General features: G+C 59.7%; 27 protein-coding genes. 17 read left to right on the top strand and 10 right to left on the bottom strand.

What is annotated here, in order from left to right:
• Window positions 1–610, top strand: a 610-nt coding sequence (locus HGP17_RS09130) for a dihydroxy-acid dehydratase (protein ID WP_205925812.1), incomplete at its 5' end; no start/stop codon positions are given.
• A gap of 146 nt (window positions 611–756) precedes the next feature.
• Window positions 757–2,589 (top strand): GGDEF domain-containing phosphodiesterase, encoded by a 1,833-nt coding sequence (locus tag HGP17_RS09125; RefSeq protein ID WP_168807996.1) that lies wholly within the window; start codon window positions 757–759, stop codon window positions 2,587–2,589.
• On the opposite strand, the gene HGP17_RS09120 is transcribed toward HGP17_RS09125, so the two are convergent.
• On the bottom strand, window positions 2,552–3,574 hold the full coding sequence (locus HGP17_RS09120; protein ID WP_168807993.1) for a YeiH family protein: 1,023 nt from the start codon (window positions 3,572–3,574) through the stop codon (window positions 2,552–2,554). The two genes, HGP17_RS09125 and HGP17_RS09120, sit on opposite strands and share 38 nt — an antisense overlap.
• A 116-nt stretch (window positions 3,575–3,690) precedes the next feature.
• On the opposite strand from HGP17_RS09120, the gene HGP17_RS09115 reads away from it, so the two are divergent.
• A complete protein-coding gene (locus tag HGP17_RS09115) occupies window positions 3,691–4,572 on the top strand; it encodes a LysR substrate-binding domain-containing protein (RefSeq protein WP_168807991.1) in 882 nt (293 codons plus the stop codon).
• A gap of 3 nt (window positions 4,573–4,575) precedes the next feature.
• Here HGP17_RS09115 and HGP17_RS09110 read toward each other — a convergent pair whose 3' ends face one another.
• The gene (locus HGP17_RS09110) at window positions 4,576–5,382 is read right to left on the bottom strand and encodes a DeoR/GlpR family DNA-binding transcription regulator (protein WP_168807989.1); all 807 of its coding nucleotides are present in this window, start codon (window positions 5,380–5,382) and stop codon (window positions 4,576–4,578) included.
• A gap of 11 nt (window positions 5,383–5,393) precedes the next feature.
• The gene (locus tag HGP17_RS09105) at window positions 5,394–5,612 is read right to left on the bottom strand and encodes a hypothetical protein (RefSeq protein ID WP_168807987.1); all 219 of its coding nucleotides are present in this window, start codon (window positions 5,610–5,612) and stop codon (window positions 5,394–5,396) included.
• Between the two features lie 83 nt (window positions 5,613–5,695).
• Between HGP17_RS09105 and HGP17_RS09100 the strand changes: the two genes are divergently transcribed.
• The 3 genes from HGP17_RS09100 to HGP17_RS09090 are packed head-to-tail and all read left to right on the top strand — an operon-like array spanning window position 5,696 to window position 9,437.
• Window positions 5,696–6,574 (top strand): choline kinase family protein, encoded by an 879-nt coding sequence (locus HGP17_RS09100; RefSeq protein WP_168807985.1) that lies wholly within the window; start codon window positions 5,696–5,698, stop codon window positions 6,572–6,574.
• A 6-nt stretch (window positions 6,575–6,580) separates the two neighbouring features.
• Window positions 6,581–9,031, top strand: coding sequence for an FAD-dependent oxidoreductase (locus tag HGP17_RS09095; RefSeq protein WP_348648896.1), 2,451 nt, complete (start codon window positions 6,581–6,583; stop codon window positions 9,029–9,031).
• A 58-nt stretch (window positions 9,032–9,089) separates the two neighbouring features.
• Window positions 9,090–9,437 (top strand): antibiotic biosynthesis monooxygenase, encoded by a 348-nt coding sequence (locus HGP17_RS09090; RefSeq protein ID WP_168807981.1) that lies wholly within the window; start codon window positions 9,090–9,092, stop codon window positions 9,435–9,437.
• An 89-nt stretch (window positions 9,438–9,526) separates the two neighbouring features.
• Here the strand turns inward: HGP17_RS09090 and HGP17_RS09085 are convergent, their stop codons facing one another.
• Complete coding sequence (locus HGP17_RS09085; RefSeq protein ID WP_246703964.1) at window positions 9,527–10,126, bottom strand: AAA family ATPase; 600 nt, start codon at window positions 10,124–10,126, stop codon at window positions 9,527–9,529.
• Window positions 10,127–10,296: 170 nt separating this feature from the next.
• Here HGP17_RS09085 and ung point away from each other — a divergent pair, with 170 nt between their 5' ends.
• Entirely contained in the window at window positions 10,297–10,998 is a 702-nt protein-coding gene (gene ung, locus HGP17_RS09080) for a uracil-DNA glycosylase (protein WP_168807979.1), read from the top strand.
• On the opposite strand, the gene HGP17_RS09075 is transcribed toward ung, so the two are convergent.
• A complete protein-coding gene (locus tag HGP17_RS09075; protein ID WP_168807977.1) occupies window positions 10,992–11,402 on the bottom strand; it encodes a type II toxin-antitoxin system VapC family toxin in 411 nt (136 codons plus the stop codon). The genes ung and HGP17_RS09075 overlap by 7 nt on opposite strands.
• Window positions 11,402–11,656, bottom strand: coding sequence for a type II toxin-antitoxin system Phd/YefM family antitoxin (locus HGP17_RS09070; protein ID WP_168807975.1), 255 nt, complete (start codon window positions 11,654–11,656; stop codon window positions 11,402–11,404). The genes HGP17_RS09075 and HGP17_RS09070 overlap by 1 nt, the downstream gene beginning before the upstream one ends.
• A gap of 224 nt (window positions 11,657–11,880) precedes the next feature.
• Here HGP17_RS09070 and HGP17_RS09065 point away from each other — a divergent pair, with 224 nt between their 5' ends.
• Both HGP17_RS09065 and HGP17_RS09060 read left to right on the top strand, forming a co-directional pair.
• On the top strand, window positions 11,881–12,813 hold the full coding sequence (locus HGP17_RS09065; RefSeq protein ID WP_168807973.1) for a VOC family protein: 933 nt from the start codon (window positions 11,881–11,883) through the stop codon (window positions 12,811–12,813).
• A 15-nt stretch (window positions 12,814–12,828) separates the two neighbouring features.
• A complete protein-coding gene (locus HGP17_RS09060; protein WP_168807971.1) occupies window positions 12,829–13,440 on the top strand; it encodes an alpha/beta hydrolase in 612 nt (203 codons plus the stop codon).
• A 48-nt stretch (window positions 13,441–13,488) separates the two neighbouring features.
• Here HGP17_RS09060 and HGP17_RS09055 read toward each other — a convergent pair whose 3' ends face one another.
• A complete protein-coding gene (locus HGP17_RS09055) occupies window positions 13,489–13,914 on the bottom strand; it encodes a hypothetical protein (RefSeq protein ID WP_168807969.1) in 426 nt (141 codons plus the stop codon).
• Between the two features lie 242 nt (window positions 13,915–14,156).
• On the opposite strand from HGP17_RS09055, the gene HGP17_RS09050 reads away from it, so the two are divergent.
• From HGP17_RS09050 to rutF, 4 genes are all read left to right on the top strand, one after another.
• A complete protein-coding gene (locus HGP17_RS09050; protein ID WP_168807967.1) occupies window positions 14,157–15,056 on the top strand; it encodes a DMT family transporter in 900 nt (299 codons plus the stop codon).
• Between the two features lie 61 nt (window positions 15,057–15,117).
• Window positions 15,118–15,507, top strand: a complete 390-nt coding sequence (locus HGP17_RS09045) for a RidA family protein (protein WP_168807965.1) — start codon at window positions 15,118–15,120, stop codon at window positions 15,505–15,507.
• A gap of 174 nt (window positions 15,508–15,681) precedes the next feature.
• The gene (locus tag HGP17_RS09040; RefSeq protein WP_168807963.1) at window positions 15,682–16,410 is read left to right on the top strand and encodes a methyltransferase domain-containing protein; all 729 of its coding nucleotides are present in this window, start codon (window positions 15,682–15,684) and stop codon (window positions 16,408–16,410) included.
• Between the two features lie 267 nt (window positions 16,411–16,677).
• Window positions 16,678–17,184, top strand: a complete 507-nt coding sequence (rutF, locus tag HGP17_RS09035) for an NADH-dependent FMN reductase RutF (protein ID WP_168808162.1) — start codon at window positions 16,678–16,680, stop codon at window positions 17,182–17,184.
• Window positions 17,185–17,295: 111 nt separating this feature from the next.
• On the opposite strand, the gene HGP17_RS09030 is transcribed toward rutF, so the two are convergent.
• Together HGP17_RS09030 and HGP17_RS09025 are read right to left on the bottom strand one after the other, a co-directional pair.
• Window positions 17,296–18,300, bottom strand: coding sequence for an NAD-dependent epimerase (locus HGP17_RS09030; protein WP_168807961.1), 1,005 nt, complete (start codon window positions 18,298–18,300; stop codon window positions 17,296–17,298).
• Window positions 18,301–18,372: 72 nt separating this feature from the next.
• Window positions 18,373–19,695, bottom strand: a complete 1,323-nt coding sequence (locus HGP17_RS09025) for a UDP-glucose/GDP-mannose dehydrogenase family protein (RefSeq protein ID WP_168807960.1) — start codon at window positions 19,693–19,695, stop codon at window positions 18,373–18,375.
• 347 nt (window positions 19,696–20,042) lie between these two features.
• On the opposite strand from HGP17_RS09025, the gene HGP17_RS09020 reads away from it, so the two are divergent.
• From HGP17_RS09020 to HGP17_RS09005, 4 genes are all read left to right on the top strand, one after another.
• Window positions 20,043–20,897, top strand: coding sequence for a GNAT family N-acetyltransferase (locus tag HGP17_RS09020; protein ID WP_168807958.1), 855 nt, complete (start codon window positions 20,043–20,045; stop codon window positions 20,895–20,897).
• 186 nt (window positions 20,898–21,083) lie between these two features.
• On the top strand, window positions 21,084–21,890 hold the full coding sequence (locus HGP17_RS09015; RefSeq protein ID WP_168807956.1) for a class I SAM-dependent methyltransferase: 807 nt from the start codon (window positions 21,084–21,086) through the stop codon (window positions 21,888–21,890).
• Window positions 21,891–22,094: 204 nt separating this feature from the next.
• Window positions 22,095–23,390, top strand: coding sequence for an adenylosuccinate synthase (locus tag HGP17_RS09010; protein WP_168807954.1), 1,296 nt, complete (start codon window positions 22,095–22,097; stop codon window positions 23,388–23,390).
• A 61-nt stretch (window positions 23,391–23,451) separates the two neighbouring features.
• Complete coding sequence (locus HGP17_RS09005) at window positions 23,452–25,842, top strand: hypothetical protein (RefSeq protein WP_168807952.1); 2,391 nt, start codon at window positions 23,452–23,454, stop codon at window positions 25,840–25,842.
• Between the two features lie 82 nt (window positions 25,843–25,924).
• Here HGP17_RS09005 and rpoH read toward each other — a convergent pair whose 3' ends face one another.
• A complete protein-coding gene (gene rpoH / locus HGP17_RS09000) occupies window positions 25,925–26,833 on the bottom strand; it encodes an RNA polymerase sigma factor RpoH (protein WP_168807950.1) in 909 nt (302 codons plus the stop codon).
• Between the last annotated feature and the right edge of the window lie 102 nt (window positions 26,834–26,935).

The raw sequence follows: 26,935 nt of genomic DNA, 5'->3' as shown, positions 1-26,935 counted from the left end.
GTTCGATTTCGCGATCATGAAGATGAGCGTCGTGTCGGAGGAGTTCCGCAGACGCTACCTGCAGGAGCCGGGCCACGAAGGCGTGTTCGAGGGCAGGGCCGTGGTGTTCGACGGCTCGGAGGATTATCACAAGCGCATCAACGATCCCGAGCTTGGGATCGACGAGCGCACCATCCTTGTCATTCGCGGGGCCGGGCCGATCGGCTGGCCGGGGTCCGCCGAGGTCGTCAACATGCAGCCGCCGGATGCGCTCTTAAAGCGCGGCATTCGCAGCCTGCCGACGATCGGCGACGGGCGTCAGTCCGGCACCGCCGACAGCCCTTCGATCCTCAATGCCTCGCCCGAGAGTGCGGCGGGCGGTGGGCTTGCCTGGCTTCGAACCGGGGACATCATCCGCATCGATTTCAACCAGGGCCGCTGCGACATGCTGGTGGAGGAGGCGGAGATCGCGCGGCGCAAGGGCGACGGCATTCCCGCCGTGCCGCCGGATGCGACGCCGTGGCAGCGCATCTATCGCCGCTCGGTCACGCAGCTCTCCGATGGTGCCGTCCTCGATGGCGCCGAACAGTTCCGCAATATCGCCGCTACGCCACCCAGGCATAACCACTGACGGGTCGCAGGTGCGAGTAAAATTCGAGGAAGTTGCTACCAAATGGCGGAGCTTGCGCCGCCATTAAAGTTCGCGAAAGGGACTAGTGCAAGTATAGTGGACTACAACCGTGTAATCTCTCCAATTTCCTAAGGGGGTGGAACTCTTTGGCAGAGGCGGCATCAGGGCGGACGGAGGAGGAGTTCCAGGACCTTTTGAGAAGGTTGGAGCTGGCGCTGGATGCGTCCCAAATCGGGGTCTGGCAACATAACGTCAATGAGGCGGAGTTGTTGTGGGATCCGCAGATGCACAAGCTCTACGGAACCGGCATGAGCGATCGGAAGGTGCCATCCGATGTCTGGATGAATGCCTTGCATCCCGAAGATCTCGAAAGAGCCGGCAAGGATTTTCAGGCCGCTCTCGACAGCCGGAGCTTCTATAACTCGCAATTTCGCATCATTCTTCCCAACAAGGAGGTGCGCTATCTCCGCTCGCGGGCGCATTTCTACGAAGATCTCGACGGTTCGCCTTCTTTCATCGGCGCCGAGTGGGATGTCACCGCCGATGTCCTGCTGAACCGCGAACTGATCAGCCAGAAGGCGATTGCCGAGGCGCGCGCCGTGGCGCTGGAGCAAAGCCGCGCCCGCATAGAATATGCTGCCGATCATGACTATCTGACGGGCCTTCCCAATCGACGCTATCTCGACCGGCGGCTTGCTGAATTGCGCAAGGACCCTTCGGTCGAAACCCTCGCCGTGCTGCATATCGATCTCGACGGCTTCAAAGAGATCAACGACAAATGGGGGCATGCTGCCGGAGATGCGACGCTGCAGAGTGCGGCCGCGCGCATTTCCGCGGCGATCACCGCCAACGACATCGTCTCGCGTGTCGGCGGCGACGAGTTCGTGACCGTATTGTTCAATGTCGGCAGTGACGAGAAGCTGCAAACCATAGCGGAAGACATTCTCTCGCGATTGCGCCGCGAAGTGCGTTTCGGCAACGAGATGCTGCGGATCGGTGCGTCCATCGGCGTTGCTTTCAGCCCAAGCTCCAGTGCCGGCAATCTGCTTGCCGAATCCGATATCGCGCTTTTCCAGGCCAAGAAACTCGGACGAAATCGCGTCGAGTTTTTCACGCCGGAGCTACAGGCCGATCTGCATGCCGAGCGTCGCCTGGCCGATCAGTTGCGATTGGCGCCTGTCCTGCGGCAGATCGAGCCATTCTATCAGATTCAGGTGGATGCTCGCAGCCGCTGCATCGTGGGGCTCGAGGCGCTGGCGCGCTGGCGACATCCGGACAAGGGGCTGCTCAACCCGGCGGCGTTTCTCAAGGTGGCCGAGGAATATGGGCTCACTGCCGAGATCGATGCAGCCGTTCTGAGGCGTGCGCTTGCCGATCGTGCCGCCTGGGTTTCACAGGGTCTCGCGCCGCCGCGTATCGCGGTGAATATTTCCGGCCGCCGCCTTGCCGATCCCGATTTGATCGAGGGATTGCGCGCATTGAGAATTCCGCGTCGCGTGATTGCCTTCGAACTGGTGGAAACCATCTTCCTTGACGATCCCGACGACAGGGTTCTCGCCAATATTGCCGCCATCAAGGAGATGGGTATCGATATCGAGATCGACGATTTCGGCTCGGGTCACGCCTCTCTGATCGGTCTCGTCAAACTGAAGCCGAAACGACTTAAGATCGATCGGCAGCTTGTGACGGCCGTTACGGTATCAGAAGAGCAGCGCCGCCTCGTTGCCTCTATCGTCGACATCGCTCGCGCCTTGAATGTCGAGGTAATCGCGGAGGGCGTGGAGACCGAGGAGCACGCGCGTATTCTGGCCGAGGTCGGCTGCGACGAACTGCAGGGTTATGCCATCGGCTATCCATCGCCGGAGGGCGAGATCGCTGCACAGCTGAAATCGGCCCAGGCTCAGAGCCGGGGCCGATCCGTGGCAGCAAGCGTCGGGCGCGTTACTGGATCTGCAAAGCGGCGATCAAACCGTAGCTGATGACACCGAGCATCAGCAGCGACATCGTGGCGGCGGCAATGACGCGGCCACCGGCATGGGCAACCGAGCGAATATTCACCGACAATCCCAATGCTGCCATGGCGATAACGGTCAGGATGCTCGAAACCGCTTGCATCGGCGCGATGAGGCTTTCCGGAATAAGGCCGAACGAACGCATTGCCATCAGCCCGAGGAAGCCGCAGATGAACCAGGGGACCAGCGAGTGATGATGGCCGCTGCGTCCATTTGCGTCCGTCGTCTCGACCTTGGTGAGGATACCGAGCAGGAAGATGACGGGTCCGAGCATCAGGACGCGGACAAGCTTGACGAGCGTGCCGGTCTGTACGGCCAGAAGGCCGACAGGGGCGGTCGCGGCAAGCACTTGCGGGACCGCATAGACGGTCAAACCGGCAAGCGTTCCGTATTGCGAGACGCTCATGCCGAACTGGAAATAGAGGAACGGCAGCAGGAAGACGGCGGCGATGCCCAGCACGGCGGTGAAAGCAAGCGCTGCCGCGATCTCTTGTGAATCTGCCTCGATCACCGGCGCGACGGCAACGATGGCGGAATTGCCGCAGATCGAGTTGCCGCAGGCGATCAGAGTTGCGAGCTTCGGCGGCAGGCCGAGCAGTCGTCCCATAAGATAGGTCGCTGCAATCGAAAGCACGACGACGATGGCGATGCCTGCGATCAGCCAGACGCCGGCGCCACGGATCGCCGAAAGGCTTATAGAGGCGCCGAGAAGAACGATGGCAATCTCCAACAGGAACTTGGCGCTGAAATCGATGCCCGGTTTCATCGTCGGTTTTAGCGGCTTGAGCGTGCAGACCGCGATCCCGAGGGCGATGGCAAGCACCAGGCTTTCGATCCAGCGGCCGCCTAGAAGGCTGACCTCGACATGCTCGCCGGCATAAGCTGCGATCGCGACGGCGCAAGTGAGCGCCAGACCAGGGAGGATCTTGTTCGTACGTTGAACCAGGGACATGTCGTGCTGCCGTTCGTCTTTTATGATTTGCTGACGAACGCAAAGTCTCATCTGTCGATGTCGACATCCATCGAATATTATCCTATGTTTCGTTCGATAAATTAGAATGATTTCCCATGACCTTCGAGCAGCTCCTCATTTTCGTCGCCGTCGCCGAACGAGAACATCTCACCAATGCAGCGGAAGCCATTCATCTGACGCCCTCTGCCGTCAGCTCCGCGATCAAGAACCTCGAGGCCTATTATGGGGTGGAGCTTTTTCACCGCGTTGGCAGGCGGATCGAGTTGACGGAGACCGGACGCTCGTTTCTCGGCGAAGCCAAGGCAACGCTTGCGCGCGTGCGTTCTGCCGAACTGATGTTGTCCGAACTGGGCGGACTGCAGCGCGGCCGACTTAGCCTCTACGCCAGCCAGACCATCGCCAGTTACTGGCTGCCGCCGCTGCTGATGCAGTTCCATCGCGATTATCCCGGCATCGAGCTGGATTTGACGATCGGCAACACCCGCACCGTCACGGAAGCCGTCATCGAGGGGGCTGCCGAACTGGGCTTCATCGAGGGCGAGGTCGATGCCCCGGCGCTGAAGATGACGGTCGTGGCGCAGGATGCGCTCGTCATCGTCGTGCCGCCGAGCCATCCCTGGGCGGACGGACGGTCACTGACTGCCAACGACCTCGTTGCGAGCAGTTCCTGGGTGATGCGGGAAGAGGGATCCGGCACGCGCTCGGAATTCGAGAATGCGATCGAAAAGCTTGGCGCTTCGCCTCGAGATCTCGATGTGGCGATCGTCATGCCGTCGAATGAGGCCGTGCTCTCAGCCGTCTGCGCCGGACAGAGCGCTGCGGCCATTTCCAGCGCTGCGGCCATGGCCTATTTGGGGCAGGGCCTACTGATCCAGGCAACATTCGGTCTGCCCGCCCGCAGCTTCCGGCTGCTGCGCCACAAGGAGCGCCATGCGAGCAAGGCCGCCCAGACACTTGAGGCGATGTGCAAGGGCTAAGCCCTAGCGCCGCTCGCCCCGCTGCCTGTTGGCGATGACGAGTTCGATGTCGTTGCGTTCAAGCATGGCGCGAACGTCTGATGGAGGCGCATCGTCGGTGACCAACGTGTCGAAGCTTGCGGGCTCATTGAGCACGATCGGGGCGCTGCGGCCGAACTTGGCGCTGTCGGCAACGATGATGCAATTTTCGGCGCGGCTGGCGGCCTCCCGGGAATATTCTGCTTCCTCCAGATCATGCAGCATGAAGCCGGAGCTGGCGTTGATGGCGCCGACCGAGAGGATGGCATGACGGATGTGAAAGCGACGGAGGAAATTCGCCGCCTCCATGCCGAACGCACCGCCATCATGGCCGCGCAGCTCGCCGCCGGCAAAGAAGACGCGGTTTCCGTTGCGGGTGGCGAGCGCGTGGGCGACCGATAGAGCATTGGTAACGACGAAGAGGTTCTGGTGTTTTTGCAGCGCCACGGCGATGAAAGCGGTTGTGGAGCCGACATCGAGGAAAAGCGTGTCGCCATCCTCGATCATGGCGGCGACCGAGGCGGCGATCATGCGCTTGGCCTCAGCATTTTCGTTCATGCGAAGATGCAGCGGCGGCTCGATCATCGAGTCCTTGATGTGGACGCCGCCATGCACCTTGGTGACCAGCCCATTGGCTTCAAGGCTGCGGATATTGCGGCGAATGGTCTCTTCGGAAACGCCAAGGCGTTCTGCCAGGAACTGGATGCGGCTCGCGCCTCCGGCCAAACGCAGCTCTTCCAGAATCTCTCGCTCGCGATGATTGGAGTGAAGTGGCTGGGATATGCCCGACATGGTTTCCGATCCTATTGAGGGTATTGATCCCAAATTTGCATGGCGTCCGAAATGGTGACCCTGTCGCCGGCAGGGGCGTCAACGCGCAGAGGCTCGATCCGGTTGCGTCCATGCCGGAGTTTTTTAAGATAAATCTTACCTACCGTGAAGCGCTGTCTTTCCAATATCCATAGCTCATCCGTTTGTGGGTTTTCCATAAAATCCAACAAAAAGCCAAATGAACGTTTCATTTTGTGGGGTGATCTTGACACTTTCGCGTTTGTGAGGAACTTTTCCTTCTCCAGGGATGCTCAGCAGTGGTGCCGGAGGGGGAATGACTGCGACGGCGGAAGACAGGATCCATTCTCTCAGTATCTGGCGTGGCCCGATCGAGATCGCCCCACTTGTCGGCGGCATCACCAATCGCAACTATCTGGTTGGCGATGGTGGTAGACGTTTCGTCGTGCGGCTGGGCGAGGATATTCCCGTTCATCACATCAGCCGCGTCAATGAAGTGGCGGCTAGCAGGGCGGCGCACGCCGCAGGCCTTTCGCCGGCCGTCATCCATCACGAGCCCGGCATATTGGTGCTCGACTATATCGATGCGAAGCCACTTTCCGCCGAGGATGTCAGCCATTCCTCGTTCATGGAGAGGATCGTTTCGCTCATTCGCTCATGCCATCGCGATGTCGCCAGGTATTTCCGAGGGCCGGCGACGATCTTCTGGGTCTTTCATGTCGTGAGGGATTATGCCGCGGCGCTCGATCTCTGGGATAGCCGGCACAAACTGCTGCTTGCTTCCTTTCTGGACATCTCCGAGCAGCTGGAGCGCGAAGCCGGTCCTTTCGAGATCGCCTTCGGCCACAACGATCTGCTGGCGGCGAATTTCCTCGATGACGGCAAGCGGCTTTGGCTGATCGATTGGGATTATGCCGGCTTCAACACGCCGCTTTTCGATCTCGGCGGCCTTGCTTCCAACAATGCATTCTCCGAGGCGCGGGAAGAAGCGATGTTGGAGGCCTATTTTGAGGCTGGTGTCAGCGACGACCTGCGGCGGCGATATCAGGCGATGAAATGCGCTTCGCTGCTGCGCGAGACGATGTGGAGCATGGTGTCAGAAATCCATTCCGACATCGAATTCGATTATTCTTCCTATACAGCTGAAAATCTGCGGCGCTTCGAGAGCGCCTGGCAGGATTTTCGCAATTCTTGAGGTGATGTGATGAAGGACCTGCCTGCTACAGCAAAGACCGTCGTCATCGGCGGCGGCATCATCGGCTGCTCGACCGCCTATCATCTCGGCAAGCTCGGCTTTACCGATACCGTGCTGCTGGAGCGCAAGAAGCTGACCTCGGGCACGACGTTCCATGCGGCCGGCCTTGTCGGCCAGCTGCGCACCAGCGCCAACATCACGCAGATGCTCGGCTATTCCGTCGATCTCTACAAGAAGCTCGAGGCCGAGACGGGGCTCGCCACCGGCTGGAAGATGAATGGCGGGCTGCGTCTCGCCTGCAACGAGGAGCGCTGGACAGAGGTGAAGCGGCAGGCGACGACGGCACAGTCCTTCGGCTTGCAGATGCATCTTCTGACGCCAAAGGAGGCCTTCGATCTCTGGCCATTGATGAATGTCGACGACCTCGTCGGTGCCGCCTTCCTGCCGACAGACGGGCAGGCCAATCCTTCCGATATCACTCAGGCGCTCGCCAAGGGCGCGCGTATGAGCGGCGTGTCGATCTTCGAGGATACCGAAGTTCTCGATCTGGAGATCGACAAGGGCCGTATTCGCGCCGTCATCACTGAGAAGGGCCGTATCGAATGCGAGCGCGTCGTCGTTTGCGCCGGGCAATGGACGCGCACCTTCGCCGGTCGCTTCGGCGTCAATGTCCCGCTCGTCTCGGTCGAGCATCAATATCTCATCACCGAGTCCTTCGGCGTGCCCTCCAACCTGCCAACGCTGCGCGATCCCGACCGGCTGACCTATTACAAGGAAGAGGTCGGCGGGCTGGTCATGGGCGGCTATGAGCCCAATCCCATCCCCTGGGCGCTCGATGGGATCCCGAGGGATTTTCACTATACGCTGCTCGACAGCAATTTCGATCATTTTGAGCAGATCATGGAACAGGCGCTGGTGCGCGTGCCGGCGCTGCAGACGGCTGGCGTCAAGCAGCTGCTTTGCGGCCCGGAGAGCTTTACGCCCGACGGCAATTTCATTCTCGGCGAGGCGCCGGAACTGAAGAATTTCTTCGTCGGCGCCGGCTTCAATGCCTTCGGTATCGCCTCCGCCGGCGGGGCCGGCATGGCGCTCGCCGAATGGGTCGTCAAGGGCGAGCCGCCCTACGACCTCTGGCCCGTCGATATCAGGCGCTTCGGCCGTCCGCATTTCGATACCGACTGGGTGCGCACCCGCACGCTGGAGGCCTATGGCAAGCATTACACCATGGCATGGCCGTTCGAGGAGCATTCCAGTGGACGTCCCTGCCGCAAGTCGCCGCTTTACGATCGGTTGAAGGCGCAGGGCGCCTGCTTCGGCGAAAAGCTCGGCTGGGAGCGGCCGAATTGGTTTGCCGATCTCTTCGCCGGCGAGGAGCCGAAGGACGTCTATACCTATGGCCGCCAGAACTGGTTCGATGCCGTCGGCCGTGAGCACAAGGCGGTGCGTGAGGCGGCTGTGATCTTCGACCAGACCTCCTTCGCCAAATTCCTATTGAAGGGCAGGGATGCCGAGGCGGCGATGTCCTGGATTGCCGCCAATGATGTGGCAAAGCCGGTCGGCGCATTGACCTATACCCAGATGCTGAATGACCGCGGCGGCATCGAATGCGATGTTACCGTGGCGCGCATCGCCGAAAACGAATTCTACATCACCACGGGTACTGGCTTCGCCACGCATGACTTCGACTGGATCGCCCGGAATATTCCGCCCGAGATGCATGCGGAATTGGTGGATGTCACCTCCGCCTATTCCGTGCTGTCGTTGATGGGACCGAAGGCGCGCGCGATCTTGCAGGCCGTGACCTCAGCCGATGTTTCGAATTCCGCCTTTGGCTTTGGCAAGGTGAAGACCATCGGCATCGCCGGCTGCCCCGTCAGGGCGCTGCGCATCACCTATGTCGGTGAGCTCGGCTATGAGCTGCATGTGCCGGTGGAATATGCCGCCACCGTCTATGACGTGCTTATGGCCGCCGGGCGCGAGCACGGGCTTATCAATGCCGGCTATCGCGCTATCGAAAGCTGCCGCCTGGAGAAGGGCTATCGCGCCTGGGGTTCGGATATCGGGCCGGATCATACGCCGGTCGAAGCCGGGCTTGCCTGGGCGGTGAAGACGAAGAAAGACATCGCCTTTCGCGGCCGCGAGGCGATCGAGCGGCAACTGGCCTCCGGCGTGAAGAAGATGCTCGCATGCTTCGTGCCCGACGATCCCGAGATCGTGCTCCTTGGTCGTGAGACGATCTATCGCGACGGCCAGCGTGTTGGCTGGCTGTCGAGCGGCGGTTATGGCTACACCATCGGCAAAGCCATCGGCTATGGCTATGTCCGTGATCCCAATGGCGTTACCGAGGACTTCGTGCTGTCCGGCCGCTACGAGCTGGATGTCGCGCAGAGCCGAGTGCCTTGCCGAGTATCGCTGCAGCCGCTCTACGATCCGCAGATGGCGCGGATCAAGGCGTGAAGCGGAAAAAGGGTAATCGATCAGGCCTTTGGATATGGTCTTGAGATAGGGAGTAAAAATGATCATTCGTTCCTGGCGGGCCGTTGCCGGCTCTGACGAAGTATTGGCAGCCTATGCCAGGCATCTTGAGACGACGACTTTTGTGGAAATGGCGCAACTGCCCGGCCACCTTGGAGCGACCCTCGCCCGCAAGGTGCGAAGCGAGAGCAATGAGCTGGTAGTTATGAGCTTTTGGGCCGATATGGCCTCTGCGGGCCATTTCGGCAAAGGCGATTTCGATGATGCGGTGGTGAAGCCGAGTACGCAGAAGCTTCTGCGCTCATTCGAATTGAAGGTCGAGTATTTCGAGACCGTGGTTTCCACCGGCCTTGTCTCGGGACAAGATCTTTCTGCAGACAATGATTGATGACAGGCGTTTCTCGTCTACTCCTGCTACAGATCGGAGGCCGAGAAACGCTGCATCGCTTCTGCTTTTCTTCGAATCGCGAAAAGGCTCTATCGCCGGTTCGGCAAATCCCAGGCCTGATAAAGGCCATTGAGAGCCTCCGCCGTATGGCATTCTACCGTCGGCAAGCCGGATTCCCGGAGGATTTTGGAGTATTTGACGCCGCTGTTGCGGGTCTTCACCAGGATCCAGTGAATCATCTCCCATTTGATGCTGTCCTTGGCGCCTTCGAGATGTCCCGCGCGGTTCGCACTGTTGATGAGCGTGCGCTTGAGATAGCGGGCGAAGCGCAGCCAATGATGTGAGTTGATGAGGATGGCGCCGGTGGCTCGGGCGAAGCGCTGCGGCATCAGGCGTGTGTAATTGCCTTCCATGATCCATTGTTCACCGAGAATTGCCGCATCATGAAGAGCGGCAAATTCGGGTTCGGGGCGCTGCTTCCAATCCGTATGGGGCAGATGATGAAGCTGATCGAGATGGATCGCTGGAAAGCCAAGTTTTTGGGACAGCGCAACCGCTAGGGTTGACTTGCCAGCATTGGAAGGGCCGAGCACAACGATGCGCTCGCCAAGGGAATGCAAGGGAAGCATGAGACACCGGTCGGAAAAATTGGGATGGCTGTCATTGGCCGAAGCGAACCGCTTTGTCAACGTTTGCGTGCTTTTCTTCTGCCGTCGCACTATTTACGAGACAAGCTTGGAAGCTTGCTCTCGCGTTTCCCGAAAACTGTGATCTTGCCGTCGCGATGCCAGCCACTTCCTTGACTTGCCGCGGATTTCTCCCTCAATCGACATGCTGACAACAACGGAGGCGAAAGACGATGGCGGAAGCGGGCATCAAGCTGGAAGAAAGCTGGAAAGAGGCGCTGTCGGAAGAGTTCGAAGAACCGTACATGCAGCAGCTCAAATCCTTCCTCGTGGAGGAAAAGCACCGCGGCAAGGTGATCTTCCCTCGTGGCAGCGAATATTTCCGCGCGCTGGACCTGACCCCTCTCGATGAGGTGCAGGTCGTCATTCTCGGGCAGGATCCCTATCACGGCTTCGGGCAGGCGCATGGGCTATGTTTCAGCGTTCGCCCCGGCGTGCGCATCCCGCCGTCCCTGGTCAATATCTACAAGGAACTGGAAGCGGATCTCGGTATTCCGCCGGCGCGTCACGGCTTTCTGGAAAGCTGGGCGAAGCAGGGCGTGTTGCTGCTCAACAGCGTGCTGACCGTCGAAGAGTCGCAAGCCGCTTCGCATCAGGGTAAGGGCTGGGAGCGTTTCACCGACGCCGTCATCCGCAGGGTCAACGACGAATGCGATGGCGTCGTCTTCATGCTCTGGGGGTCTTATGCGCAGAAGAAGGCCGCCTTCGTCGATACGGAACGCCATCTTGTGTTGAAATCCGTGCACCCGTCGCCACTCTCGGCTCATAACGGCTTCCTTGGCTGCCGGCATTTTTCCAAGGCCAATGCCTATTTAGCAGAGCACGGTCGGGAGCCTATCGACTGGGCGTTGCCGAGCAATCCTGAGGCTCAGTAGGGCGCCTGGTTCCAGGGGTTGATGACTGAAGCGCCGGTGTCGTCGAAATCGCCGACGTTGCGGGTAACGACGATGAAGTCGTGAACGATCGCTGTTGCCGCGATGAGCCCATCGGCATCGCCGCGCGGGCGCTGCGCAGCGATACGTCCCCATTCGACGGCAATCTGATCGGTAATGGGAAGGATGCGATTACCATGATCGTGTCGGATCTTGCGCAGCCATTCTTCCAGATGCGCCGCGGCGCGTGGGTCGGATTTCCGCTTCAGCGCAATCCCGCGCATGATCTCTCCAAGCGTGATGACGCTTAGATAGACAGTCGAAGGCTCGATCGAGCGCAGCCATGAAATCGCTTGGGAATTGCCGCGCCGAATTTCCGAGATAACGTTTGTGTCGACCAGATACATCAGAAAATGACATCCCGACTTGGCGTCTTGTCTCGCTTCGATACGGTATCAGCCATTTCGTCGTCCCAAGCCGGTCCGGCTAGTAGATCATCGGCAAGACTTGGTCTGCCTGCCAGCAGAGCATCGTAGTCTTCGGCAGAAAGGACGACGGCCGCGCGTTCGCCGCGTAGGGTGACGATCTGCGGTCCCTCACTACGTGCTTTCTGCACTACCTTTGAAAACTGGTTCTTTGCATCCTGCAATGGCCAATTCATCAAAATCTCTCCCTGGCTAGACTGTCTAGAGTAATTTAAGGCCACTGAGATTTGAAATCAAGAGATGCGAGCGACGGCCTCTATCGGTGAACGATAAGAAATTATCGTTCACTATTTGAAGACAATCCGTTTGGCTATTCGGGGCTATCGGAACGCCGCCTCTGAGACCATCTTCTGCCCATCAGAAACGCCTGCCGGTGCAGGCGAGCAAAGGGGTTAGAGAGATGCTTAACCAGATCAAAGGGCTTCACCACGTTACCTCGATGGCGGAAGATGCCCGCACCAACAACAAGTTCTTCACGGATACGCTCGGCCTGCGCCGCGTCAAGAAGACGGTGAATTTCGATGCCCCCGATGTCTATCACCTCTATTATGGTGATGAGATCGGCACTCCCGGCACGATCATGACCTATTTCCCGTTCCCGAAGATGGCACGCGGTCGTCCCGGCACCGGCGAAGTCGGCAACACGGTCTACTCCGTTCCGGAAGGTTCCATCGGCTATTGGACCGAGCGGCTCGGCCAGCGCGGTATCGAAGGCCTGAAGGCCGACGAATCCTTCGGCCAGAAGCGCCTGCATTTCGCTGGTCCGGATGGCGACGGCTTCGCGCTTGTCGAGGTCAAGGACGATGCTCGTGCGCCCTGGACCCATAACGGCGTCGACGCCGAGCATGCCATCAGAGGCTTCCACTCCGTTGCCATGCGGCTGAGGGACGAAGGCGCTACGGCCGAACTCCTGAAGTACATGGGATATGAGGTTGTCGATACGCATGAAGGCGTCAAGCGGCTTGCCATTCCCGGCGGCAACGGTGCCGATTATGTCGACCTCGAAACCATGCCGAACATCAACCGCGCGCTTCCGGGTGCCGGCTCCGTCCACCATGTCGCCTTTGCCGTCGAGGACCGCGCAAAGCAGCTCGAAGTGCGCAAGGCGTTGATGGACACGGGCTATCAGGTCACACCGGTCATCGACCGCGATTACTTTTGGGCGATCTACTTCCGCACGCCGGGCGGCGTGTTGTTCGAAATCGCCACCAATGAACCCGGCTTCGACCGTGACGAGGATACGGCTCATCTCGGTGAAGCGCTGAAGCTGCCTGAACAGCATGCGCATCTGCGCGGGCTGATCGAGCAGCATCTCGAACCGCTGGAAGGCTAATCGAGGAGAGATATCATGACCGATACGACCTATGTGCACCGGCTGAAGGCCGGTGCACCCGGAAAGCCCGTGTTCTTCACGTTTCACGGAACAGGCGGGGACGAGAACCAGTTCTTCGACTTCGCGACCCGCCTGCTGCCGGATGCCACCATCGTCTCGCCACGCGGCGATGTTTCGGAATATGGCGCGGCGCGCTTCTTTCGCCGGACGGGTGAGGGTGTCTATGACATAGCCGATCTTGCCCGCGCGACGGATAAGATGGCCGCCTATGTCTCGGAGCTGGCGGCGCAACATAGTGCATCGCAGATTATCGGGCTCGGCTTCTCGAACGGCGCGAACATCCTTGCCAATGTTCTGATCGAGCATGGCGATCTGTTCGATGCGGCCGTGCTGATGCATCCGCTGATCCCGTTCCAGCCGAAGGATAATTCACGGTTGGAAGGAAAGCGTGTGCTGATCACGGCAGGCGAACGCGATCCGATTGCACCTGTCTCGTTGACCAGGGCGCTGGCCGATTACTACGCGCGGCAGAATGTCGATGTGAAGCTCGACTGGCATGCAGGTGGCCACGATATTCGTCCCAACGAGATCGAGGCGATCCGCACATTTCTTGCGCAATACGCATAAGTACGAATGGTGACCGGCCGCATGCAGCCCTTGGGCTTTTGCGGCCGGTTATTTGCCGATCAGGCGCGCCATCGCCTTGGCTTGCGACGCAGCCGCAAGTTTTCCGTTCTGATCGAGATAATCGGCGCCGCAGAAGCGGTTGAGATTGGTTGCATCGGAGTTTTCGGCTCCGGCATGCCTCGTGTCGGCGATGACCATGCGCCAGGCGCAGCCAAGCATTTTATCGGCCTGGATTGCTGAATCACAACCGGTGCTCATGCAGAGCGCAACATGCTTTTGCGCTCGGTAGCCACCGGCAATGGCTTCCTCATATTCGGCTTTCCAGGTATCGCGCGTATGCTGGCAACGGGCGGGATCGCTGCTTGCGCTGCATTGAACCGTTGTGTCGACATAGGTCGTAGCCGGCGGCCATAAAGGGCCGTCGACGAGGCTGACGCAGCCGCATGCGAACAAGATGGCCGACAGCAGACCCAATTGATTCTCCTTCAAGCGAAACCGTGCGAACCGTAATTCGATGGAGAATATCTGCAAGATGAATATGGTTCCGGCCTTACCTGTCACAACGTGGCGATCTGCGGCTTAACTGACGGGATCCAGCGTGACCTTCCTGCAACCCTCGTCATCTTCCGGCATCCGCGACATGCTGCGGCGCAGGCTTTGCTTGTGACAATGAAGGCCGCTCGCTATGCATCAGCCACAACTGGGCGAGGGGTGAGATGGTTACGCTGGCGGAACAGCAACAATACAGGCTGGGCGTCACTTATGTCGCGCTTTCGGCGCTGGCGTGGTCGACCTCCGGCCTCTTCGTGCGGGCGATCCATGCCGACCTCATGACCATTCTTTTCTGCCGCGGCATCGTCTCCGGCCTCGGTGTATTCGCGCTATTTTTCTACATCGAGCGTCGCAAGGCTTTTCGGATTCTGCGCTCCATGGGCGGTCCTTCGCTGGCGGCGACGGTTTTTTCCACGGCTTCGATGATCAGCGGTATCGGTTCGATCTATTATACGTCGGTTGCCGACGCGATGGTGATCTATGCGACCGTGCCGTTCGTCACGGCAGGCGTCGCCTTCCTCTTTATCGGCGAGCGCCCGAACATGCGCACGCTGATTGCGAGCGGCATCGCCTTCATCGGCGTGCTCGTCATGCTGTCGGGCCATTCGAGCGACGGCGGCAGCTGGCTCGGTAAGGGGTTGGCCGCGATCATGACTATAACGGTCGCCGGTCTTGCCGTCGTCATGCGCCAGCATCGCAATGTGCCGATGCTGCCGGCCATGGCCTTGTCTGCCTGGCTGTGCTCGTTTGTGACTTTCTGGTTTGCGTCGCCGCTGTCGATTTCCGGTCAGGATCTTGGGCTGATCATCGCCTTCGGCATCGTTCAGAATGCCATGGGCCTCAGCCTCTACACATTCGGTTCGCGACTGGTGCCGGCGTCGGATGCCGCGTTGCTGACCGCGCTCGAAGTGCCCCTGACGCCGCTCTGGGTCTGGATGGTTTTTGCCGAGCGCCCCTCGACGGCGACCTTGATCGGCGGCCCTATCGTGCTGGCCGCACTTTTCGGCCATATCCTGCTCGAGGTTCGGCGAAATCGGGTGGTTACTTCCGCAAGAGCGCAATGAACGGCTTGTCGCGCTGGTCTCAAAATGTTGAAATCGCTTCGATCACGAGGAGTCGATATCGATGAAGAAGATATTCAATCCGCCGTCCGTTCGCCGTCCCTTCGGTAATTACAATCACGGATTGCTGGTGCCGCCGGGTGCCAGTTTGCTGGTCACGTCGGGTCAGCTTGGCATCGGTCTCGACGACCGAATCCCGGCCGATGTCACGGCGCAGGCGGAGCTATGTTTCCAGGCGATCGGCGCCATTCTGGATGAAGCCGGCATGGGTTTCGCCGATGTCATCCGCATCGCCGGCTTCGTTACAACACGTGAGGATTTCCCCGCCTACATGGCCGTGCGCGACCGATATATCCAGGATCCGAAACCCGCCTCCACACTGCTGATCGTCGGTGGATTTACGCGGGCGGAGTTTCTTGTGGAGGTCGAGGTGACCGCCGCAAAGATTATGTGACGGCTGCTCGCAGCATCACAGATGACGCCGTCCCGTCGATATCAGGTCTATGGGTGCCGTCTTCGCCTTCTTTTCCATGCATCTTTACTGGCTCTGTTTGCGTTTATGCAGCAAGGCCAGGCGCAATGCTCCGGTGCGCTTAATCGTTGTCCGCCGGGAGAATGAGAGACTGTCATGACTCAGAATATCTACGATGATCCCGGCTTCTTTGAGGGCTATAGCCGCCTACAGCGGTCGGTTCAGGGATTGGCCGGAGCAGCAGAGTGGCCGGCGATCCGCGCGCTTTTGCCCGATCTTCAGGGGCTCGATGTCGTTGATCTCGGCTGTGGCTTTGGATGGTTCTGCCGCTGGGCGGCGGAGCAGGGGGCTTCCGGGGTGCTTGGGCTCGACGTGTCGGACAAGATGCTCGAGCGTGCTCGTCAGGAGAACAAGGACAGCCGCATTCGCTATGACACGGCAGATCTGGAGCGGCTTCAGCTACCGGCCGCGGGCTTCGATCTGATTTATAGTTCTCTGGCGTTCCACTATATCGAGGATTTCGCCGGGCTTTTGGCGACTATACGCCGGGCGTTGAAACCCGGTGGCAGACTGATTTTTTCGATCGAGCACCCGATCTATATGGCTCCACGGCAGCCGGAATGGCTTGACGATGCCGACGGCGGCAAGATCTGGCCGCTGAGCGATTATCAGATCGAGGGAAAACGGCTGACGAACTGGCTTGCCGAAGGCGTCGTCAAGCAGCATCGCACCATGGGCACGACGCTCAATCTGCTGGTGAAATCGGGTTTCACCATAGCGCATGTCGAAGAGTGGTCTCCGACAGATGAAGATCTGGCCCTGCATCCGGAGTGGGTGATCGAGCGCGAACGACCGATGTTCCTTTTGATTTCGACCAAGACCTGAGAGGCATGGCGCCCGGTGTGGAAGAAAGGCTATTGTCTTACGAACGTGCATCGGCGTTTTGCCTGGCGAATAGGTGCAAATACCCGAAACGTTCCACGGAGCGACTGGTTTTCCTATTGTTGATAGATTTTATAGAAAATTAATTGCTCAGGGTTGGCGACTTTGGTGAAACGCCTTTGCTTGAGATAAGGATCTCGACTCGATAGGCTTGGTCGTCCGGCGCGAGTTTTGGGGATAATGGGAATGAACATGAAGACATCCGTGGCGATGGAGAAGGCGGTGCCCGTCGCCGATCCCGATACGGTGCGAGCCGAGTTTCGCAATGCCATGGCGCGCATGGCAGCGGCTGTGAACATCGTCACGACGAACGGCCCGGCAGGCCTTGCAGGCTTTGCCGCAACGGCCGTGTGCAGCGTCACTGACAGCCCTCCGACCCTGCTTGTCTGTCTCAATCGCGGTGCTTCGGTCCATCCTGCCGTGACGGAGAATGGCGTGCTCTGTGTCAACGTCCTGGCGGAAACGCATCAGGATCTCTCGCGCCTTTTCGGCGGCAAGACGCCGGTTGCCGAACGGTTTGCTGCGGCTGGGTGGTCGGAACTGTCCACCGGCTCACCGGTGCTAGAGGATGCGCTGGTTTCGTTCGATTGCCGCATCGTGCGCCAGGCCGATGGCGGTACGCACGATATTCTCTTCTGCGAAGTCGATGCCATCAGCCGCCGCGATGGCGGGCAGGGGCTAATCTATTTCGACCGGGCCTATCACCCGGCCGGCTAAAGCAATTCCCGGAAAAGTGCGAAGCGGTTTTTCCATCCGGAATTGCTTGGAAACAAGGAGCTGGAACGGTTCGGCGTTTCTGTGAAAACTGAGCCGTTCCAGCCGGGTTTTTCAATAGTTTTCCTGATACCACTCGACGAAGCGACGCACGCCTTCGTCGACCTCGATGTGCGGCTTGAAGCCGGTCAGGGCCACAAGAAGATCCGGCACGGCATAGGTGTTGTGCACATCGCCGGGCTGCATCGGCAGCATATGTCGGATGGCCTTCTTGCCGAGCATGGTCTCGATGGTCTCGACGAAGGTCATCAATCCCACCGGCTGACCGCCACCGACATTGACGACGCGGAAGGGGGCGTTCTTCGACAGCGTGTCGATGACCGTCTCGGACACAACCCTGTTGTCCTCCGAGGGTACGACACCGATCAGCCGCACGATGCCTTCGACAAGATCGTCGATATAAGTGAAATCGCGGCTCATCTTGCCTTCGCCGTAGATTTCGATCGGTCTGTCGTTGCGGATGGCATCGACGAATTTGAACAACGCCATATCCGGGCGACCCCATGGGCCGTAGACCGTGAAGAAGCGGAAGGCGGTTGTGGGTATGTTGAAGAGATGGGCGTAGCTGTGCGCCATCAGCTCCATGCTCTTCTTCGTCGCCGCATAGATCGTCATCTGCTCGTCGGCCTTGTCGCTTTCGGCAAAGGGGATCTTTTCGTTGGCGCCGTAGACGGACGAGGTTGAGGCCAGCAACAGGTGCTTGGGCTGCAGATTTCTCGCCAGTTCGAGGATGTTGAACGAACCGACGAGATTTGAATCGACGTAGGAACGTGGATTTTCAAGGCTGTAGCGCACGCCGGCCTGGGCAGCGAGGTGAACGATCACATCCGGCTCGGCCAGTTCTGCCGCATGATCGAGGGCCGCCTTATCCTCAAGCATGCCGACGACGGCCTTGAAGCCGTTGGAGCGTGCGAGAATGGCTGTTCGCTTCTCCTTGAGCTTGACGTCGTAATAGGGCGTCATGCCGTCGAAGCCGACGACGAAATGTCCTTCGTCGAGCAAGCGCTTTGCGAGATGGAATCCAATGAAGCCGGCGGTGCCGGTGATAAGATAACGCATTGATCGGCCTTTGCTTGAAGCATTTCCAGGAAAAGTGCGAAGCGGTTTTACGTCCGGAAATGCGTAGACATTCTAGAGTTCAGCGCCGTTCATCGGTCTGCCGACACTGGTATAGGCAAAGCCGTGCTTTGTGACCTCGTCATGGCGATAAATATTGCGAAGGTCCACAAGCACGGGAGATTTCATAACGGATTTGAGCCGTGCGAAATCCAGAGCCCGGAACTGGTTCCATTCGGTGACGATCACCAGCGCATCGGCGTTACGCGCCGCGCCGTAGGCATCCTCGGCATAGGAAATCCCGTCGATCACCAGACGGGCATTGTTCATGCCTTCGGGATCGTAGCCCGTTATCGTTGCGCCTGCGTCCTGCAGCGTCTGTATAACCGAGATCGCCGGGCTGTCACGCATGTCGTCCGTGTTCGGCTTGAAGGTCAGTCCGAGCACAGCGATGGTCTTGCCCCTGATATCGCCGCCCATGGCTGCGATGACCTTGCGGCCCATCGCGCGCTTGCGGTTGTCGTTGACGGAGATGGTGGTTTCGATCAGGCGCACGGGCGTGTCGAAATCCTGTGCGGTCTTTGCCAGGGCCAGCGTATCCTTGGGAAAGCACGAGCCGCCGTAGCCCGGGCCGGCATGCAGGAATTTCGAGCCGATGCGGCCGTCAAGCCCAATGCCGCGCGAGACTTCCTGCACATTGGCGCCAACCTTTTCGCAGAGATCCGCCATCTCGTTGATGAAGGTGATCTTCATGGCGAGGAAGGCGTTGGCCGCGTATTTGATCAGTTCCGACGTGCGGCGCGAGGTGAAGAGCAGCGGGGCCTGATTGAGATACAGCGGGCGATAGACTTCGGTCATGACGCCGCGGGCGCGCTCGTCGTTCAGGCCGATGACGATACGGTCCGGACGCTTGAAATCCTCGATGGCAGCGCCTTCGCGCAGAAATTCCGGATTGGACACCACCGCGACATCGGCCTGCGGATTGGTTTCACGGACGATGCGCTCGACCTCGTCGCCTGTGCCGACGGGCACGGTCGATTTCGTGACGATGACGGTAAAGTCTTTGACGTGCTCGGCGATTTCGCGCGCGGCGGCATAGACATAAGAGAGATCCGCATGTCCGTCGCCGCGGCGCGAGGGCGTGCCGACCGCGATGAAAACGACATCGCTATCGGCAACGCTGGTTTCGACATTCGTCGTGAAGGACAGGCGTCCGGCGCGAACATTGTCGGCCACGAGGCTTTCCAACCCGGGTTCAAAGATCGGTATTTCGCCGCGCTGCAGCGCTTCGATCTTGCTTGCGTCCTTGTCGACGCAGATGACGTCATGGCCGAAATCGGCAAAACAGACGCCGGACACGAGCCCTACATATCCCGAGCCGATCATCGTGATGCGCATGAAATTTCAATCCTTTTATTGGCCGTTCGCTGGCCTCTTGCTGGCGCCGGTTCCTGCGCCGAGGCGCGGTGCCGACATTGGCGATCGCCTGCGCTTATACACACGATCTCCGGTGCCGCCTATATCCGATGCTGCCACGGAAGGAATTGCGACAGAACTGTCATAAAACACGGTTTGCGTTGCTATGGCTTTATTGGGCGATACCTGCATCGCAAGTTAAACGAAGCCTTTGTACTTTAAGCGTATCATGGCGATCGCTTGTGATTGCCATCATGTTGCCGCATGATGAATTGGGGGCGCTCGTTTCGTCCGAAACGATGACACAATAGGTGGTTCGGGACTATTGCATGAAGCCGACTTTTGCCGTGCGTACAATGCGGGCCGGGGAACTGGAACTTGCTCTGGAGTGGGCCCGGCAAGAGGGATGGAATCCCGGTGTCGACGACGCGCCGGCGTTCTGGGAGGCTGACCCTTCGGGGTTCCTCGTGGGCGCGATCGGAGAGGTGCCGGTTGGCTGCATATCCGTGGTTCGCTATGGCGAGCGCTTTGCTTTTCTCGGCCTTTACATGCTTCACCCGGAATTTCGCGGGAAGGGCTACGGCAAACAGCTGTGGGACAGAGGCATGAAGCTTGCCGGCAATCGCACCGTCGGATTGGACGGTGTCGACGCGCAAAAAAGCTATTATGAACGGCACGATTTCAAGGCCGCCTATCGGACGGTACGCTATGGTGGGATTGCCAAAATCCCGGATGTAGGAGATTTGGCCTCGCAGGTTGCGCCCGTAACGCATGGGAAGCTTGACGGGCTGATGCGCTACGATGCGGGCATTTTTCCTGGCCTGCGCCATTCCTTCATCCAGGCCTGGTGCGGCGCGCCGGAAAGACGGAAATCCTTCATCGTCGGAGGGGGCAGCCGCGTTCGAGGCTATGGCACCATCCGGCGCTGCTTTCACGGTTTCAAGATCGGCCCGCTCTTTGCCAACAAGCCGGAAACAGCGCTGGCGCTGATTGCAAGGCTGGCAACGGAAGCAAAGGGGGCGGCTGTCTATCTGGACGTGCCCGTCGACAATATCGATGCGGTCAGACTTGCCGAAGACATCGGGCTGTCGCCTGTCTTCGAGACGACGCGCATGTATCGCGGCCAAGCGCCGGAAATGCCGCTCGATCGCGTCTTCGGCGTTACCACGCTCGAACTTGGCTGATTGATCTTCATTCCGGCCGGTAGCGCGGCGGCGATATTAACCTTAACAAACGATTAATGGCCGTATCAGGGCTTTAACCGGCCATGTGGTGCTGCATCCGCAGCTTGGCCGCTATATAGAACATCCGGGGCCGCCGAGGGGAAAATTGGGCAATGATATGTTCATTTTCTGAATTGGAGTCCGGTTATGCATGTAATGGAAACCATCAACCGCCAGACCTGGCGTAATCCATGGGCTTTACGGGATTATCGTCGCAGCAGCGGTCATCTTAACGAAGGCGAACGTGCCGCCTTTGCCATCGCTACCCCGCAAAAGGGCAGGGGACGCATTCTTGATATTGGTGTCGGTGGGGGCCGCACAGCCAATCTCCTGCGTGCAATTGCCAGCGACTATGTCGGCGTGGATTATACGCCGGAGATGGTCTCGCTTTGCCGTCGAAATCACCCGGATCTTGATTTCAAGGTCATGGATGCGCGTGATCTGTCGGCGTTTGCGGATGCCAGCTTTGATCTCGTTGTCTTCAGCTACAACGGCATCGATTCCGTCGATGCTCCCGGTCGGCTTGCCGTGCTGCATGAAGCAGCCCGCGTGCTTGTTCCGGGTGGCGCCTTCGTCTTCTCCACGTTTCATCGCGGCTGGGGAGGCTTTGAGCATCGTGTCGACTATCGGCGGCTGGAATGGACATCCAATCCCGTACGTCTTGGCCTGAGGACGCTTCGCTATGTCGAGGGCCGTATTTCCGGCACTTTGCGGCAGCGCCGGTTGAGGCCGCTCGAACAGCGTGACGGCGAGCATGCCGTGCTGTTGCACGGCGCCCACGATTTCGGCGTGATGGTCTATGCGACGACACCCGCGCAGGTGCAGTCTCAACTGGCCGAAGCCGGCTTTGCAAAGCCGGCGTTGCTGCTCGATCTGGATGGGAATGCAATCGGTGAGGTCGCCTCGGCGGATCATGAATATTTCCATGTCGTCGCGCACAAACCCGGCGTTTGAGAGTGGATCGCTCCGGGTCGGGCAAGGTTGCTTCACGCGCCTGTCCGGCCTCTCAACGGGAAAAATCCTGTTGGAGGCGCTGATTCGTCATGCAAAAAGCCGAATCTCCTGGGACAACAGGGTCGCTTTCCCAAAAACAAAGCTTTATAGATGCGCGGGTTTGAGCAAGGCGCGCCGCCGCGCGCAGGAAGCGGGAATGGATAAATGACGAATGTTGTAGTGATCGGCTCGCAATGGGGTGACGAAGGCAAAGGCAAGATTGTCGACTGGCTTTCGGAACGCGCCGATGTGATTGTACGCTTTCAGGGCGGTCATAATGCCGGTCATACGCTTGTCGTCGATGGTGTCAGCTACAAGCTGGCGCTGCTTCCTTCCGGTCTCGTGCGTGGCAAGCTCAGCGTCATCGGCAACGGCGTCGTCGTCGATCCCCACCATTTCGTTGCGGAAGTCGACAAGCTGCGTGCCCAGGGCATCGCTGTCACTCCGGACGTCCTGCGCATTGCAGAAAACGCGCCTTTGATCCTGTCGCTGCATCGCGATCTCGACGCTTTGCGCGAAGATGCCGCCTCCAACAGCGGCACGAAGATCGGTACGACGCGCCGCGGCATCGGTCCTGCCTATGAAGACAAGGTCGGCCGCCGCGCCATCCGCGTCATCGACCTTGCAGAACCGGATACGCTGCCGGCCAAGATCGACCGGCTTCTGACGCACCACAATGCCTTGCGCCGCGGCATGGGTCTCGATGAGATTTCCTTCGACACGCTGCACAACGAACTGACCTCCGTTGCGGAGCACATTCTCCCCTACATCGATCAGGTCTGGCGGTTGCTCGACGAACAGCGCAAGGCTGGCGCTCGCATTCTGTTCGAAGGTGCGCAGGGCGCGCTGCTCGACAACGATCACGGCACCTATCCGTTCGTGACGTCTTCGAACACGGTTGCCGGTCAGGCTGCCGCCGGCTCGGGTCTCGGCCCGACGGCGCTCGGCTATGTGCTTGGGATCACCAAGGCCTATACGACCCGCGTCGGCGAGGGACCGTTCCCCTGCGAGTTGCATGACGAGATCGGCAAGCATCTGTCGACCGTCGGCCGCGAAGTCGGCGTCAATACCGGTCGCCCCCGTCGCTGCGGCTGGTTCGATGCCGTGCTGGTGCGCCAGACCGTCAAGACCTCGGGCATTACCGGCATTGCGCTGACCAAGCTCGACGTTCTCGACGGTCTCGACGAGTTGAAGATTTGCGTCGGCTACAAGCTTGACGGTAAGGAAATCGACTATCTGCCGTCGAGCCAGGCGGCTCAGGCGCGCGTCGAGCCGATCTACATCACGCTCGAAGGCTGGAAGCAGTCGACCGTCGGTGCACGCAAATGGGCCGATCTGCCAGCGCAGGCGATCAAGTATGTCCGTCAGGTGGAAGAGCTGATCGGCGCGCCGGTGGCAATGCTTTCAACCAGCCCTGAGCGTGAGGACACCATACTTGTGACAGACCCCTTTGAGGGCTAAAGTCACGAACCTATGACGAATCCCCGCCCGGCCGCCCGCCGGGTATCATGAGAAAGTACTGATGGCGGATTTTGTAGCAGTCATTCGACGGGCCGTTGACGGCCTGACGGACAATACTCCCGAGATGCGGGTCAAGGTTTACGATCGAGCTCGTGGTGCCGTTCAGCGGCAGCTCGAGAGCATGAAGCCGCGCCCGCCCGAGGAAATGCTGCGCCGCCAGCTGGACAAGCTCGAAGCTGCGATCGTCGAGGTCGAAGCCGAACATGCCGAGGCATTGCCGGCAGCCGAAGAAGCGGCGGTCGAACATGGGGCCACGGTTCAGGAGCCTGCTCCCGAGACCCATGCCGCCGAAGAGGCACATGCGGAACCTCACGTAGAAGAGCCGGAGCCGGCAGCGGCGGAAGAAGTTCATGCCCATGAGGAGCCAAGCGCTCCTCAACCGGTTTATGAGGAACCTGCATACGAAGAGCCTGCCGCACATGCCGAGCCGGAACCGGTGCATGAGCCAGAGCCGGCCGAGCATTGGCAGGCGCCTTACGAAGAAGAAAAGCACGCGGCAGCTCAGCATCCTCCAGAAGTTTACGAAGAACCGGCTCTCGAGCCTGTTTATCATGAAGAGCCTCAAGTTCATCATGAGGAAGTGCAACCTCACGTCGAGGCTGCGCCGGTTGCTCCCGAGCCCGTTCACGCCGCTCCTGCGGCGCGGACCGAAAAGGTGCCGGTCGACGATGTCATAAGTCAGGTCGATCAGATTTGGGCCGAGGTTGATGCGCCGACGCGGCACACGGCACCGGAGCCCCAGGCTCCTTACGTCGATGAACCGACCATGCCGGCCGCAGCTTTTACCGAGGCGCCGTTCGGAAAGCCGGTCGAGCCATTCGAACCCGCGAAGGTCTCGCCGGCGCCCGCGCCGAACAAGGGCTTCGTCTGGGATGCGGATGTCTTTGAGGAAATGCAGCCCGTTCCTGCGGCTCCGCAGTCGACCCAGCTCGCCCAGCCTGCGGCACGGCAGATGCCGGATAACGCCTTTGAAGATGTCGATCTGTTCGCCGACGTGCATTCGCCCCGCAAGACAGCGCCTGACGGCGACACCGGGAATGACGGCTGGCGGGAGCTCAAGGAACTTGCCGGCTTCGACAAGCGGGCCGACGATGTGCGGGGTGGTTCTTCCATCAACCCCGATCTCGATCAGGCCATGGCTGCCAAGCTGCAGGGCAAGAGCTTCCGCATGGAGCCGAAGCGCCGCCGCGTCAACGTGACCGGGATCATCGTTGCGCTGGTGGTGCTTGCAATCCTGGCGGGCGGTGGTTACGCGGCGTGGCTCAATCGTGACGCTCTCAACAACATGGTGGCAAAGCTGGTGAGCTCTGCGCCAAAGAGCGCGACAACGCCTCCCGCGTCCGAGACGGCGAAAACCAATACAGCAAACAATAACGCGGTTGCTCCGAACCAGCCTTCGACAGCTGCGCCGCAAGGCAACACTGCCGCTGTTACTCCTCCGGGTGCCGGCAATACGGACGTTGCTGCTGTCAACAGTGACCCCAACACGGTCAACACGAAGTTCACGCAGCGCCTTCACGCCGACGGAACGGAGGAGGACGAAGGTCCTGCACCGACCGGTCAGCCTAACGTGGCCGAAGGCAAGTCGATAGCAGAGCAGAACGTCGCTTCTGCAACGCCACCGGCCAGCGCGGCAAATTCGCCGGCAACGGCTGCTCCGCAGACGAACAATGCGGCTGCCCCGCAGGCTCAGCCACAGGCACAGGCACAGGCTCCTGCCGCGACGGCTCCGGCCACGACCGACCAGCAGCAGCCCCCTGCAACCAATCAGCCGCAGGCTGCCGCCAATCAACCTCCGCCTGTCACGCAGCAGACGGCGCCGGTCACGGACGGGCAGAAGGTCTTCCTTTATGAGGAACGTCTCGGCCAGACGTCGCCGGCCGCGTTCCAGGGCACCGTCAGCTGGTCGCTTCAGGAGGGCAAGGGTGCCGATGGCAGGCCTGAGCCTTCCGTACAGGGGCTGATCAATGTTCCTGAACGTGGGTTGACCGCCACGATCACCGTATCCCGCAATTCGGACTCCTCGCTGCCGGCAAGCCACCTGATCGAGCTTGCTTTCCAGGTGCCGCCGAATTTCGAAGGGGGAGCGATCGACAATGTTCAGCGCGTTGCGTTGAAGGCAACCGAGCAGGATCGCGGTGACGCCCTTATCGCCGTTCCGGCCAAGGTCACCGACGATGTCTATATGGTCGCGCTCAACGACTTCCCGGATGCGCGCAAGACCAACCTCGACCTGCTGAAGAACCGCAACTGGATCGATATCCCCGTGGTCTACCGCAATGGTCGCCGCGCCTTGCTGACCATGGAGAAGGGCCCGACCGGCACCGATGCCTTCAACAAGGCGATCAGCGAGTGGCAGGCGTTGGGCGGCGTTGCTTCAAGCGGTCAGTAAGGCCGACATCGCCGAATGATGAATACGAAAAAGGCGGGCTTTGCGGCCCGCCTTTTGTTTTGGCTTTCATCTATCGAAGCGGTTAAGCAGTTGCTTCCACGACGCGCAGTGCCTTGGCTCGCTCGAGCGCATCCTTCTGCACGGCTTCTTGAACCTTTTCGAAAGCGCGGACTTCGATCTGGCGCACGCGCTCGCGGCTGATATCGAACTCCGTCGACAGATCTTCCAGCGTTACCGGCTCTTCCGCAAGGCGACGAGCCTCGAAGATACGGCGCTCGCGATCGTTGAGGACGCTCATGGCGCGCGCCAACATGCGGCGACGCGTGTCGAGTTCGTCCTGTTCGATCAGCACGTCTTCCTGGCTGTCGTGATCGTCAACGAGCCAATCCTGCCACTGTCCGGAATCGCCTTCCGAGGCTTTGATCGGCGCGTTCAGCGAAGCGTCGCCCGAAAGGCGGCGGTTCATCGATACGACTTCCTCTTCCGAGACATTCAGCTTGGTGGCGATCTCGGTGACGTGTTCCGGCTTCAAGTCGCCGTCATCGATGGCCTGGATACGGCCCTTCAGGCGGCGCAGGTTGAAGAACAGGCGCTTCTGGTTTGCGGTCGTACCCATCTTCACCAGCGACCATGAACGCAGGATATATTCCTGGATCGAGGCCTTGATCCACCACATGGCATAGGTGGCAAGACGGAAACCGCGTTCCGGATCGAACTTCTTTACGGCCTGCATCAGGCCGACGTTGCCTTCGGACACGACTTCGCCGATCGGCAGGCCGTAGCCGCGATAGCCCATGGCGATCTTCGCCACGAGGCGCAAATGGCTCGTCACGAGACGATGAGCTGCCTGACGGTCGGCATGTTCCGCATAGCGCTTGGCGAGCATGTACTCTTCCTGCGGTTCCAGCATCGGGAACTTGCGGATTTCATCGAGATAACGATTGAGGCCGGCTTCTCCGGCAGCAATGGATGGCAAGGTATTACGGGCCATGATTGTGCACCCTCCTATTCGAGATTTGGTACCTTCTGGGGGGCGTAATTGCGCGCCTTCTGCGAAGCGGACCAAGGCGTACGGGTCTTTAGGACCCCGCAC

The organism is Rhizobium sp. P38BS-XIX, assembly GCF_012641435.1.
Lineage (GTDB): Bacteria > Pseudomonadota > Alphaproteobacteria > Rhizobiales > Rhizobiaceae > Rhizobium.
Note: the sequence above shows the minus strand (reverse complement) of the source record. Positions and strands in the feature narration are given on the sequence as shown.

What these genes read in the sequence shown, in the direction of transcription:
- HGP17_RS09015 (WP_168807956.1), top strand. Translation starts at nt 21,084, where the DNA reads ATGCATGTAATGGAAACCATCAACCGCCAGACCTGGCGTAATCCATGG.
- HGP17_RS09030 (WP_168807961.1), bottom strand. Translation starts at nt 18,300, where the DNA reads ATGCGTTATCTTATCACCGGCACCGCCGGCTTCATTGGATTCCATCTC.
- HGP17_RS09025 (WP_168807960.1), bottom strand. Translation starts at nt 19,695, where the DNA reads ATGCGCATCACGATGATCGGCTCGGGATATGTAGGGCTCGTGTCCGGC.
- HGP17_RS09060 (WP_168807971.1), top strand. Translation starts at nt 12,829, where the DNA reads ATGACCGATACGACCTATGTGCACCGGCTGAAGGCCGGTGCACCCGGA.
- HGP17_RS09110 (WP_168807989.1), bottom strand. Translation starts at nt 5,382, where the DNA reads ATGTCGGGCATATCCCAGCCACTTCACTCCAATCATCGCGAGCGAGAG.
- HGP17_RS09090 (WP_168807981.1), top strand. Translation starts at nt 9,090, where the DNA reads ATGATCATTCGTTCCTGGCGGGCCGTTGCCGGCTCTGACGAAGTATTG.
- HGP17_RS09115 (WP_168807991.1), top strand. Translation starts at nt 3,691, where the DNA reads ATGACCTTCGAGCAGCTCCTCATTTTCGTCGCCGTCGCCGAACGAGAA.
- rutF (WP_168808162.1), top strand. Translation starts at nt 16,678, where the DNA reads ATGGAGAAGGCGGTGCCCGTCGCCGATCCCGATACGGTGCGAGCCGAG.
- HGP17_RS09065 (WP_168807973.1), top strand. Translation starts at nt 11,881, where the DNA reads ATGCTTAACCAGATCAAAGGGCTTCACCACGTTACCTCGATGGCGGAA.
- HGP17_RS09075 (WP_168807977.1), bottom strand. Translation starts at nt 11,402, where the DNA reads ATGTATCTGGTCGACACAAACGTTATCTCGGAAATTCGGCGCGGCAAT.
- HGP17_RS09005 (WP_168807952.1), top strand. Translation starts at nt 23,452, where the DNA reads ATGGCGGATTTTGTAGCAGTCATTCGACGGGCCGTTGACGGCCTGACG.
- HGP17_RS09045 (WP_168807965.1), top strand. Translation starts at nt 15,118, where the DNA reads ATGAAGAAGATATTCAATCCGCCGTCCGTTCGCCGTCCCTTCGGTAAT.
- HGP17_RS09070 (WP_168807975.1), bottom strand. Translation starts at nt 11,656, where the DNA reads ATGAATTGGCCATTGCAGGATGCAAAGAACCAGTTTTCAAAGGTAGTG.
- HGP17_RS09020 (WP_168807958.1), top strand. Translation starts at nt 20,043, where the DNA reads ATGAAGCCGACTTTTGCCGTGCGTACAATGCGGGCCGGGGAACTGGAA.
- HGP17_RS09105 (WP_168807987.1), bottom strand. Translation starts at nt 5,612, where the DNA reads ATGAAACGTTCATTTGGCTTTTTGTTGGATTTTATGGAAAACCCACAA.
- HGP17_RS09010 (WP_168807954.1), top strand. Translation starts at nt 22,095, where the DNA reads ATGACGAATGTTGTAGTGATCGGCTCGCAATGGGGTGACGAAGGCAAA.
- HGP17_RS09120 (WP_168807993.1), bottom strand. Translation starts at nt 3,574, where the DNA reads ATGTCCCTGGTTCAACGTACGAACAAGATCCTCCCTGGTCTGGCGCTC.
- HGP17_RS09050 (WP_168807967.1), top strand. Translation starts at nt 14,157, where the DNA reads ATGGTTACGCTGGCGGAACAGCAACAATACAGGCTGGGCGTCACTTAT.
- rpoH (WP_168807950.1), bottom strand. Translation starts at nt 26,833, where the DNA reads ATGGCCCGTAATACCTTGCCATCCATTGCTGCCGGAGAAGCCGGCCTC.
- ung (WP_168807979.1), top strand. Translation starts at nt 10,297, where the DNA reads ATGGCGGAAGCGGGCATCAAGCTGGAAGAAAGCTGGAAAGAGGCGCTG.
- HGP17_RS09040 (WP_168807963.1), top strand. Translation starts at nt 15,682, where the DNA reads ATGACTCAGAATATCTACGATGATCCCGGCTTCTTTGAGGGCTATAGC.
- HGP17_RS09100 (WP_168807985.1), top strand. Translation starts at nt 5,696, where the DNA reads ATGACTGCGACGGCGGAAGACAGGATCCATTCTCTCAGTATCTGGCGT.